Origin of the sequence: Hypericibacter sp., assembly GCF_050729195.1 — a bacterium.
Lineage (GTDB): Bacteria > Pseudomonadota > Alphaproteobacteria > Dongiales > Dongiaceae > Hypericibacter.
The window spans coordinates 24,151-35,083 of record NZ_JBOHKS010000281.1 but is presented as its reverse complement, the minus strand read 5'-3'; the positions used below and the strand labels follow the sequence as shown (position 1 = coordinate 35,083).

The window sequence follows — 10,933 nt, the reverse complement described above, 5'->3', positions numbered from 1 at the left end:
TTGGCTATGGGGGGCCGGATCAGATCAACGGCAATGGTGGCAGTGACAGCATCGACGGGCATGCCGGCGCCGATACGATCAGTGGCGGCAGCGGCAATGACACGCTCGATGGCGGCAACGATACCGTCGGCGATCACCTCGACGGCGGGTCAGGCAACGACCTGCTTCTGACCCGCACCGCCGATCAGGCGGCAGGTGGGAACGGCGACGATACCATTCGGCTGTTCGACAACACCGGGTTCGGCACGATCGACGGCGGCGATCAGATAGGGCAGGACCTGAGGGTCCATCAGGGCGATGTGCTGCAATTCAACGGCAGCCTGGATCTGACCCAGCCCGCGGTCAGCGCCCGCATCCACGGCATCGAGACCCTGTCCATGAAGGACGGGCACGGCACCGGCTCACTGACGTTGAACGTCAACGACGTGCTCGATCTCGGCGACGGGACCTTTGCCCCGACGATCGCGGGCGAGCATGCGCCCGGCAAGGGTGCGGCAGTCCGCGTCAATGGCGACAGTGGCGATCAGCTCACGCTCAACGGCGCGTTCTGGAACGCGATCGACGCCGGCAACGCACCCCATGACTATCATGTCTATGCGTCGCAAAGCCCCGGTGGCAACGTCTATGCCGTGGTGAACGACGACGTGACTGTCCATCTGACGACCTGACGGCAGAAGACCGGACGAATGCGGAGGGTGGCGTCTGTCCGGCGCGCCCTCCGCGGGACCTCAGTCTTCTTGCCGGTGCACGTCATGCACCACGCAGCCGGAGCCTTCGGGCGGCATCTCGAGCCACTGCTTGTGCTTGAGCGTGTTCATGGTGTCCTCGAAGCCGCTCTGCCAATGCTCGCGCATGGAGGTGCCTGAGAACTCGTAATCCTTGGCCTGCCCCTCATAGGCCTTCTGCTGATAGATCAGCTGCAGGATCACGATCTCGGGCAGGTCGGAGAGCTCGTCGCGAAGCTTCTTCTCTTCCTCGTTCAGCAGCTCGTCCGGGACCTTCTTCAGCGCGTGGCCCAGGCGCGTCTTCCATTTGTGCAGGCGGCGATAGACGTCCGTGTTGTAGCGGGTGCGCGAGGAATAAATGATGTCTTTCTGCCGGGCCATCACGTCCTGGATGTCGCGTGGCATGGGACCGCGCGCATTGAAGAGGTCGACCTGGAAGGCCAGCGTATTGAGGCTGTCCTCCTCGTCGAGCAGCTGCTGCAGCGGCGTGTTCGAGACGATGCCGCCATCCCAGTAGTAGTCGGTGCCGATCTTGATCGACGGCAGGGCCGGCGGCAGGGCGCCGCTGGCCATGACATGCTCCGGCTCGATGATCTCCTTCGCATTGTCGAAATACATGAAGTTGCCGGTCATCACATTGACGGCGCCGACGGCGAACCGGATCTCCTGGTTGTTGATCATCTTGAAATCGACCAGTTCCAGCAGGGTCTCGCGCAGCGGCGCGCTGTCATAATAGCTGATGGCGTCGCGGGCACCGGTGGCGGCGAACCAGGGCCCCGGAATCCGGGGCTCGAAGAAGCCCGGCTGCCCGCTCGAAATGGTGAGAAGCGAGCTCACGGTGTTGCGGATCTTGCGATAGATGTCGCCGTCGGGCGTGTAGTGCCAGACCTTGCGCTCGGTGATCCGCTCCCAAAAGGTCCTGAGCCGGTCCAGCCGCTGTTCCGGCAGATTGCCGGCGATGATGGCGGCGTTGATGGCGCCGATCGACACGCCCGAAACCCAGTCCGGCTCGATCCTGGCTTCATGAAGCGCCTGGTAGACGCCGGCCTGATAGGCCCCCAGCGCACCCCCGCCCTGCAGGATCAGGGCCACCCGGTCGCAGCGCTCGGGCCGCCAACCCCGTGTGGCAGCGGGCTTAACTCCAACTGGCGTCTGGGCATCCATCACAAATCTCCTGAAGTTCGGCCGCCGGGCCGCGCCCGGAACATTAGAGCAGCGATATGACGAGCAGGTGACGTGACAAGGCGCCTATAACCTACCATCTTCGGAGTCACCGTGCTGTCAAACAATCGTCGCACAGGCGTGGCCGTTGTTCCTATATGAGGGGACCCGGTCGCACCGACATCCTCCTTCGCCCGGCTTTTTCGCGGCCTCTCGCCGCAGACTCCCTCCCCTTACATGGATGAATCATCATGAACGCCACGAAGACCGCCCTCATTACCGGCTCGACCAGCGGCATCGGCCTCGAGATCGCGCGCGAATTCGCCAAGCAAGGCACCAACCTCGTGCTGAACGGCTTTGGCAACGCACAGGAGATCGAGACCCTGCGTGCGGGCCTCGCCAAGGAGCACAAGATCGAGGTGATCTACAGCCCTGCGGATATCAGCAAGCCGGCCGACATGGCACAGATGATCGCGCTTGCCGAGAGCAAGTTCGGCGGCGTGGATATTCTCGTGAACAATGCTGGGATCCAGTTCGTCTCGCCGATCGAGGAGTTCCCGATCGAAAAATGGGATTCGATCCTGTCCATCAACCTCTCGGGGGCCTTCTACGCCACGCGCCTGGTCGTGCCCTATATGAGAAAGAAGAAATGGGGCCGCATCATCAACATGTCGTCGGCGCACGGCCTGGTGGCCTCGCCCTTCAAGGCGGCCTATGTCGCGGCCAAGCACGGGCTGCTGGGCCTCACCAAGACCGTGGCGCTGGAGACCGCCGAGGCCGGCATCACCGTCAACGCGATCTGCCCCGGCTATGTGATGACGCCGCTGGTGCAGAAGCAGATCCCCGACACGGCCAAGGCGCGCGGCATCTCGGAAGAAGCCGTCATCCGCGACGTCATCCTGGAAGCGCAGCCGACCAAGAAGTTCGTCGAGGTCTCGGATGTCGGCGCCCTCGCCGTCTTCCTTGCCTCCGATGCCGCCGCCTCGATCACCGGTGCTGCGCTGTCGATCGATGGCGGCTGGACCGCACACTGAACGCAAAAGCTAAAAGAGACCAAGGGAAGATCATGCGCAAGGAAGACGTTCTCCGCCTGCCCTCCATGCCGCTGGCGAGCCCCAGCTATCCGGCCGGGCCCTATCGCTTCGTCAATCGCGAATACATGATCATCAGCTACGAGACCGATCCGGCGGTCATTCGCGAACAGCTGCCCGAACCGCTCGAACCGCTTGCGCAGCCGCTGGTGGCCTTCGAATGGATCCGCATGCCGGACAGCTCGGGCTTCGGCAGCTACACCGAGTCAGGCCTGGTAATCCCCTGCCGCTTCAAGGGCGAGGACGTCAATTTCTGCAGCCAGATGTATCTCGACGACGACCCGCCGATCGTGGCGGGTCGCGAGATCTGGGGCTTTCCCAAGAAGTACGCCCATCCGAAGTTCGAGATCGTCAAGGACACGCTGACCGGCACATTGGCATATGCCGGACAGCCCGTGGCCATGGGCACCATGGCCTACAAGCATGAGAGCATGGCCGGCAACGGCGCGAAGACCACGGCCACGCTCTCCAAGACCCAGATCAATCTGAAACTGATCCCGGGCGTCGATGGCCGCCCCGAGATCTGTCAGCTCGTCGCCTATAACCTGACCGAGATCACCGTGAAGGGCTCCTGGGCCGGCCCCGCGCGGCTCCATCTCATTCCCCATGTGAACGCCCCGGTCGCCGATTTTCCTGTGCGACGCGTGCTCGGCGCGCACCATTTCATCGCCGACCTGACGCTGCCCTATGGCCGCGTCGTCTATGACTATAATCATCCCGTCTAAGGGGTGAGGCTGAACTTCCTTATGACACCACCCCTCGAAACCAAACACGAAAGCGGGGGTGGTGAGCGCGCGGATCGCCGCACTATGTTCATTCGTCATGCGCGCCCGTAGCGGCATGACGAGGGAATGACGGTCTCCCGACCGTTCCCGTCGCCTCTCCTCCGCGAAAATGCTATCCGCCCCCAGAGTTCGGCGAACTCATCACACCAGCGTAACAATGGGCTGCTCAAATCGCCGGACGAATTTCCGGCATCTGGAGCCCACCAATGACCGATCTCGCCGCCTCTCGTCTGCCGACCGGCGCCCATGGTTCCGAAAAACCGAAGCTCGACAGCGGGATCAATCCCCTGACTTTGATCCTGTTCGTCGGGCTTCTGGCCGTCGGCCTGCTCTACACCGCCTACAGCATCTATTCTGACATGGACAATGCGAAGGTCCATGCCACCTCCTTCCTTCCCTTCCTGCTGCTGGGTATCGCGCTGCTGATCGCGCTGGGGTTCGAGTTCGTCAATGGATTCCATGATACGGCGAACGCCGTCGCGACAGTGATCTATACCCATTCGCTGCCCGCGCATTTCGCGGTGGTCTGGTCCGGCTTCTTCAATTTCCTCGGCGTGCTGTTCTCGACCGGCGCCGTGGCCTTCGGCATCATCTCGCTGCTGCCGGTGGAGTTGATCCTCCAGGTCGGATCGGATGCCGGCTTCTCGATGGTGTTCGCGCTGTTGATCGCGGCCATCATCTGGAATGTGGGCACCTGGTCCCTGGGCCTGCCGGCCTCGAGCTCGCACACGCTGATCGGTTCCATCATCGGCGTCGGCCTCGCCAACCAGTTGATGGCAACGGCCGGCAGCGCCACGAGCGGCGTCGATTGGGGCCAGGCCGTGAAGATCGGCTATGCGCTCCTGCTGTCGCCGCTGATCGGCTTCAGCTGCGCCGCCCTCCTGCTCCTGGCGATGAAGGCGTTCATCAAGAACAAGGCCCTCTACAGCGAGCCCAAGGGCAAGCAGCCGCCGCCCTGGTGGATCCGCGGCCTGCTGGTGCTGACCTGCACCGGCGTCAGCTTCGCCCACGGCTCGAATGACGGCCAGAAGGGCATGGGCCTCATCATGCTGATCCTGATCGGCACCGTGCCCACGGCCTATGCGCTCAACCGCGCGATGCCCAACGAGCAGGTCACGCAGTTCGAAGCCCTGGCGCAGGTAACGCAGGAATCCATAGCGCCCTTCACCAACGGTGTCGCAGCCCCGGCCAATATCCGCGATGCGGTCGTCGCCTATGTCCGCACCCATCAGCCGGCACCGGAGACCCTGCCGGCCCTGAGCCAGCTGATCGGCGAGATCTCCACGCAGATCGGCCATTACGGCAACCTGAGCGCTGTCCCCTCCGAGGCGGTCCAGAACGTCCGCAACGATATGTATCTGTCCTCCGAGGCCATTCGCGTGATGCAGAAGGCAGGCAATCTGCAGCTCGACGAGAAAGCGACCAAGAATCTCGCGGCCTTGCGCAAGTCGCTCGACAATTCGACCAAGTTCATTCCGCTCTGGGTCAAGATCGCGGTCGCGATCGCGCTGGGGCTGGGCACCATGGTCGGCTGGCGACGCATCGTCGTGACGGTCGGCGAGAAAATCGGCAAAGCCCATCTGACCTATGCCCAGGGCGGCGCCGCCGAGCTGGTGGCGATGAGCACGATCGCGGCGGCCGACATGTATGGCCTGCCGGTATCGACTACCCATGTCCTCTCCTCAGGCGTGGCAGGCACCATGGTGGCCAACAAGTCAGGCCTGCAATGGTCGACCGTCCGCAACCTGCTGATGGCCTGGGTGCTGACGCTGCCCTGCGCGATCCTGCTCTCGGGCGGGCTCTACTTCATCTTCCGTCACTTGTTCTAGAACGGCGGGCCTCGGCCCCATCATGGCCTACGACCAAGCCCCCTTGTCGATACCGGCCGACAAGGGGGTTCTTCCCGGACTGTTATGGGCTTGGCGCTTCGATCCGACCGGCAGGGCGACGGTGGTGCCGCTTGGCCAGCCGGTCAATCTCCACCCTGCCAGCGACGACTGGTATTGGCTTCATTTCGATCTCGTGGATATGCGGGCCCGCCATTGGCTGACGGGAACGCCCACCTTGAGGGACTCCGCACGCCTCACATTGCTGTCGGCGCAGGAGCATCCGACCCTCCATTGCTATGACGGATTGGTCGCCGGTTGCCTGCCCGATCTCGTCCGCGAGATCGATGGCAGTGCCGAAGAGCCGAGCCACCTGCGCTTTGCGCTCTCGCATCATGTCATCGTCACCGGCTGGCGCCATGCCCTCCAGGCGACCTGGTTCGTCCATCAGGCAATCGAGCAAGGGCAGCGCCTCTCGGCACCCGGGGCCCTCCTCCAGGCCATTCTCGACCAGATCGCCGCCGACATAGCCGGCAAGCTGAACATCCTCTCGAACGGATTCGATCGGATCGAGGACGAGCTCCTGTCCGACAAGAGCTTGGGCGACAATCTAGGTTTGGCCCGCCATCGCCGCCATCTGGTGCGGGCGCATCGGCGGCTGGCCGGGCTTTGCGCGCTGTTCGAGCGGGTGGGTCCTTCGCTCGAGAAGGCGGCCACGGCGACAAGGCTTCAACTGGACAGCCAGCATTGCCTGCATCGTCTCTCCGCACTGGATCACGAGGCGGTGGCGATGCTGGAGCGAGGCCGGTTGCTGCAGGACGAGATCGCCACCAAGCTCGCGACCGAGACCAATCGCCATCTTCACGCGTTGTCGATCCTGACGGCCCTGCTGCTGCCGCCGTCCCTGGTGTTCGGCGTTTTCGGGATGAATGTGGGCGGACTGCCGCTGGGTCAGAGTTCCTACGGCGTTTTCATCACGCTGACGCTGGGAGCCCTGTCCGCGGCTTTTGCCTTCGGCCTGCTGCGCCGGCTGACACGCTTCCTGAAGCGGCGCGGCGTCGTGAAGTGATCCAGCACCTCGATTGAACTCGGCGGCAGATCGAAACGACGAGACCCTCCCACCGGCGGGGGGCTGCCGATGGGAGGGCCGTCGTTGTGACCGCGTCATCGACGATCCGGATTCCGTAAGGCGTGGGGGGACGCCACGAAACGCCTGGACTGTCGGCCGCGCCGTTCGGCCGGGCCCGAAGGCCCGGCCTTACCTGGACGGCACTGCGGGGCGTTGCCGCGCGGCGTTACCCAAGGGCGGGGCCTGAGGTCTTGCCGCATGGCGTTGCCACGCTTACAGGCCGTCCGAGTTCGACGGCGCTGCTTGCGCTTTCTATGCGGCAGCGGGTGCCCGGAATCCAGGCGGCAAAGGGACAGCTAAACCTAAGGAAGCGGGACTATCCGACCGTATAGGGGGCGCTGCGACACGATGTTGACGGCGTTCACCATTCTTGCCGCGAGCGTCGCTATCCAACGGTCAACGCGATCCTTCGAGCTGCGCCAGCGTCTTCGCGCTTAAGGACTGGCGGAGGTTGAAAAAGCCCCCCCAGGGATCGCGTTTCAGTTTGGCCAGCCGGTCCCGAATGTTCCCGAGGCGAAAATGATCGGATTTGATGTCGGGGCCCAGCTCGCGCCAATCGAGCGGAGTCGAGATCGGCGCCCCTTCGCGCGCCCGGGTCGAATAGGGCGCGACCGCCGTCGATCCGCGGTCGTTGCGCAGATAGTCGATGAAGATCTTGCCCTTGCGCGCAGCTTTCGACGCCTTCGCCAGATAACGCGCGGGATTGTCGGAGGCCATGCTCATGGCGATGACTTGCGTCAAGCGCTTGACCGGCTCCCAGGGAATCATCGGCTTCAGGGGCGCCACAACATGCAGCCCCTTCCCGCCCGTCGTCTTGAGGAAGCTTTCGAGCTTGAGCTCCTTCAGCCGCTCGCGCACTTCCGCGGCCGCGCTGACGACCTCGGGCCAGGCGACGCCCGGATCGGGATCGAGATCGAAGATGATGCGATCCGCCTTGTCGACATCGTCGACGGAAGCACCCCAGGGATGAATTTCCAACACACCGAACTGCACCAGCGCGATCAGGCCGCGCTCATCATCGATCGAGACATAGGTCTCCCGTCCGGTCTTACCCTTGACGCTGAAGGGCTTGATGGCGTCGGGCATGCCGGCCGAGAGATGCTTCTGATAGAAGCAGGCGCCGCTGGCGCCGTCCGGGCAGCGCACGATCGCCAAGGGGCGCCGGCGCACATGCGGCATGATGTCATCGGCCACATCGACATAATACTGCGCCAGAGCCTGCTTGGTGATGCCCTGCTCCTTGTAGAGCAGCTTGTCGGGATGAGTCAGACGGACGCCATGAAAGCTCTCCTCCTTCAAGGAGTCCGGCGCTTGGCCTTTGGCGCCCGCGGCCGGCTTTCGCGCGGCGGCGCGGGCGGGCTTCTTCTTCCCGATCTTTGACGGCGGCGTGCTCGCGCGTGCCATGGGTTTCTCGCGTGTGATCTGGCTGGCGGGCTTGTCTTCGCGCAAGCCCAGGAACGAAGCCTGGCGCACGAGGCCGTCCCGCGTCCAGGTGGCGAACTCAATCTCGCACACCAGCGTCGGTTTGACGAATGTGACGCCGCGCCGGGCCGCCGCCGGCAAGGCATCGAAGGGCGACTTGTCCTGACGCATCCGCTCGAGCTTGCGCCTCAGCTCCAACGATTGCCGTTGGCTGAAGCCCGTGCCGACGCGGCCCGCATAGCGGAACGCCCCGTCGCTGCCATAGCCCAGGACCAGCGAGCCGATCTCGGGCAAGTCCTTCGTCGGCTTGGTGAAGCCGGCGATCACGAATTCCTGGCGCTCGCGGCATTTGGATTTGAGCCAGCCCAGGCCGCGGCCAGACCGGTAGGGCTCGTGCGCCTGCTTCGACACCACGCCTTCGAGCGAGAGCTCGCAGGCACGGCGATAGATCTCGGCGCCATCCTGGTCGAAATGCTGGCTAAAACGCAGCGGTCCGCGCTCGTTCCCGCCCAGTAGCTTCAAAAGCTTCGCCTTGCGCTCGAGCAGCGGCAAGGGTCGGAGGTCGTAGCCATCGAGATAGAGCAGGTCGAAGAGAACGAAGGCGAGCTCACCCTTTTCCTCGCCACCCAGGATCGCCTGCAGGTGCCCGAAGTCGGAAAGCCCGTTCTCGGCGAAGGCGACGACCTCACCATCCAGCAAGGCCGACTTGGCGGGCAAGGCTTCGATGGCCTTGGCAATGCCGGCGAAACGATGGCTCCAGTCGAGGCCTCGCCGCGTGAGGAGCTGCACCTTCCCCCGCTCCAGCCGCGCCTGGATCCGGTAGCCGTCGAGCTTGATCTCATGCAGCCAGTCGGGTCCGGTGGGAGGGCCTTCGACCCGGGTCGCCAATTGCGGTTGGACGAAATCCGGCAGTTTGGCGCGCTTCGCGGCCTTGGTCGGTTCGGTCGGCTTCTCGGGCTTCTCTGCCGGTGTCTCGGGTTCGACCGCGGGCTTCGGCGCCTCGCCGTTTGACCGCGCCTCGCTGTTCCAGACCGACCGGCTGCGGGCGATTTCCTCCATGCTGCGACCGGAGGCGACGCTGCGATCCTCCGTCTCCAGAAGGCTGTCGCCCTCGCCGGGCCGCGCGGCGCTGTCCGGGTGCTTTATCAGCAGCCAGTTCTCGTGGTTTTCTCGCGGTGAGCGATTTCGCATCCGGACGAGACTCCACTCGCCCTTCAACCGCTCGCCGTCCAAGTGGAATTTGAGCCGGCCGGCGCGAAGCATCTCATGGGCATCGCCCAACGGCTCCCAGCTTCCTTCATCCCAGAGCATGACGGTGCCGCCGCCATATTGGGGCTTGGGGATGATCCCCTCGAAACTGCCATAGGCAAGAGGATGGTCTTCGACATGAACGGCGAGGCGCTTATCGGCGGGATCGAGGCTGGGACCCCGGGTCACGGCCCAACTCTTGAGCACACCATCCAGCTCCAGGCGGAAATCGTAATGGAGCCGGCGCGCGGCATGTTTCTGGATCAGATAGCGGTGTCCCTTGGCGCGTGTCTCGACACCGCGCGGCTCGGGCGTCGCCTTGAAGTCGCGCTTGGCCCGATAGCGCGCCAGCGATCGGTCTTCGTCCGCGGCCTTCGAGCCGCGCGACGGCTTCGATCTCATGCCCGCTTTCTTGTCTTGCTGCGCGCAACAGGTCGGCGCGGCGTCGAGGCCTTTTTCGCCGACGCCTCTTCGGGCTCCGGCGCGCTCGTCTTGGGGGTGCCGCCTCTGCGGCCGACGCTCTGGCGCAATGCCTCCATCAGATCGATGACTTCGGCCCCTTTGTGCTCCGGCTCTTCAGCGCGGATGCGGCGGCCTTTCGATTTGAGCTTTCGCTCGATCAGCTCGCGCAGAGCATTCTCGTAATGGTCCTTGAAGCGCTCCGGATCGAAGGGCGCCGCCTTCTGCTCGATCAGCTTCTTGGCAAGGCCGAGCTGGTCCTTGTCGACCGTCACCTTCTTCATGTCGTCGAAATATTTGCCGGCCTTCTTGAGGTCGTCGGCGTAGCGCAGGGTCTCGAGCAGCATGCCCTTGCCGCAGGGTTGCAGGGCCGCGATCCGCTCCCGGCCCGACAGCACGATCTGCCCCAGCCCCACCTTCTTCTCGGCGCGCAGCGCATCGCGCACGACAGCAAAGGCCTCCAAGCCGGAATCGCCATCGGGCACGACGAAATAGGGTTCGTCGAAATAGATCGCGTCGATCTCGTTGCGATCGACGAATTGCACGATGGCGAAGCTGTCGGCCGATTCCAGCCGGACCGCCTTCAGCTCCTCCGGCTCCAGCAGCACATACTGGTCCTTCGCATATTCGTAGCCCTTGACGATCTCATCGCGCTCCACGGCCCCGCGCCCCGGCACCACATTCTGGTGCCGGACGCGTTTGCCCGAGGCTTTATGGATCTGATGGAAATGGACTTCGCTGCGTGTGTCGACGGCGTGATAAAGCCGAACCGGCAAGACCACGAGCGAGAGCCTGATAGCCCCTGTCCAGTAAGGGCGCGCGGTAACGGCCTCAGCCATGGGAGGTATAGAAAATCAGCAGTGCGCCCAGCGCCACGATGACGAGGACGAGCGATGTCCCAAGAATGATCCGCAGATGCCCGGAGGTTTCGCCCGACCGGGCCTTCTGGGTGCTCAAGGTGGTCTTCTGAGTGTCCTGTGTCATGGCGCGCAACTCCTCACCTTGTTCTCGATCGGCCATGAAGGGCTCGGTCGAATCCTGGTTCATGATGCCGTCGTCCTTCAACAGACGCTCGTCCTTCATCACC

General features: G+C 63.8%; 9 protein-coding genes. 5 read left to right on the top strand and 4 right to left on the bottom strand.

The features are described 5' to 3' along the window. A partial coding sequence (locus tag ACREE8_RS23245) for a calcium-binding protein (RefSeq protein WP_431575401.1) occupies window positions 1-668 on the top strand: 668 nt, incomplete at its 5' end. A 60-nt stretch (window positions 669-728) separates the two neighbouring features. Here the strand turns inward: ACREE8_RS23245 and ACREE8_RS23240 are convergent. Further along, on the bottom strand, window positions 729-1,889 hold the full coding sequence (locus ACREE8_RS23240) for a patatin-like phospholipase family protein (protein ID WP_431575400.1): 1,161 nt from the start codon (window positions 1,887-1,889) through the stop codon (window positions 729-731). Between the two features lie 248 nt (window positions 1,890-2,137). Between ACREE8_RS23240 and ACREE8_RS23235 the strand changes: the two genes are divergently transcribed. From ACREE8_RS23235 to ACREE8_RS23220, 4 genes are all read left to right on the top strand, one after another. Continuing rightward, window positions 2,138-2,920, top strand: coding sequence for a 3-hydroxybutyrate dehydrogenase (locus ACREE8_RS23235; RefSeq protein ID WP_431575399.1), 783 nt, complete (start codon window positions 2,138-2,140; stop codon window positions 2,918-2,920). Window positions 2,921-2,952: 32 nt separating this feature from the next. Then, window positions 2,953-3,702: an acetoacetate decarboxylase gene (locus ACREE8_RS23230; RefSeq protein ID WP_431575398.1), complete on the top strand. Its 750-nt coding sequence runs from the start codon at window positions 2,953-2,955 to the stop codon at window positions 3,700-3,702. Window positions 3,703-3,968: 266 nt separating this feature from the next. Next, a complete protein-coding gene (locus ACREE8_RS23225) occupies window positions 3,969-5,591 on the top strand; it encodes an inorganic phosphate transporter (RefSeq protein WP_431575397.1) in 1,623 nt (540 codons plus the stop codon). Window positions 5,592-5,613: 22 nt separating this feature from the next. Further along, window positions 5,614-6,657, top strand: coding sequence for a CorA family divalent cation transporter (locus ACREE8_RS23220; RefSeq protein ID WP_431575396.1), 1,044 nt, complete (start codon window positions 5,614-5,616; stop codon window positions 6,655-6,657). Window positions 6,658-7,113: 456 nt separating this feature from the next. Here the strand turns inward: ACREE8_RS23220 and ligD are convergent, their stop codons facing one another. From ligD to ACREE8_RS23205, 3 genes are read right to left on the bottom strand one after another with little or no spacing between them, the layout of a single operon-like run. Further along, window positions 7,114-9,789, bottom strand: coding sequence for a DNA ligase D (ligD, locus tag ACREE8_RS23215; protein ID WP_431575395.1), 2,676 nt, complete (start codon window positions 9,787-9,789; stop codon window positions 7,114-7,116). Continuing rightward, window positions 9,786-10,685 (bottom strand): Ku protein, encoded by a 900-nt coding sequence (locus ACREE8_RS23210; protein ID WP_431575394.1) that lies wholly within the window; start codon window positions 10,683-10,685, stop codon window positions 9,786-9,788. Before ACREE8_RS23210 ends, ligD begins: the two co-directional genes overlap by 4 nt. Next, entirely contained in the window at window positions 10,678-10,929 is a 252-nt protein-coding gene (locus ACREE8_RS23205) for a hypothetical protein (protein ID WP_431575393.1), read from the bottom strand. Before ACREE8_RS23205 ends, ACREE8_RS23210 begins: the two co-directional genes overlap by 8 nt. Between the last annotated feature and the right edge of the window lie 4 nt (window positions 10,930-10,933).

Bases quoted from the DNA above. Each gene is read 5' to 3' on its own strand.
- ACREE8_RS23240 (WP_431575400.1), bottom strand. From the start codon at position 1,889: ATGGATGCCCAGACGCCAGTTGGAGTTAAGCCCGCTGCCACACGGGGT.
- ACREE8_RS23235 (WP_431575399.1), top strand. From the start codon at position 2,138: ATGAACGCCACGAAGACCGCCCTCATTACCGGCTCGACCAGCGGCATC.
- ACREE8_RS23230 (WP_431575398.1), top strand. From the start codon at position 2,953: ATGCGCAAGGAAGACGTTCTCCGCCTGCCCTCCATGCCGCTGGCGAGC.
- ACREE8_RS23225 (WP_431575397.1), top strand. From the start codon at position 3,969: ATGACCGATCTCGCCGCCTCTCGTCTGCCGACCGGCGCCCATGGTTCC.
- ACREE8_RS23220 (WP_431575396.1), top strand. From the start codon at position 5,614: ATGGCCTACGACCAAGCCCCCTTGTCGATACCGGCCGACAAGGGGGTT.
- ligD (WP_431575395.1), bottom strand. From the start codon at position 9,789: ATGAGATCGAAGCCGTCGCGCGGCTCGAAGGCCGCGGACGAAGACCGA.
- ACREE8_RS23210 (WP_431575394.1), bottom strand. From the start codon at position 10,685: ATGGCTGAGGCCGTTACCGCGCGCCCTTACTGGACAGGGGCTATCAGG.
- ACREE8_RS23205 (WP_431575393.1), bottom strand. From the start codon at position 10,929: ATGAAGGACGAGCGTCTGTTGAAGGACGACGGCATCATGAACCAGGAT.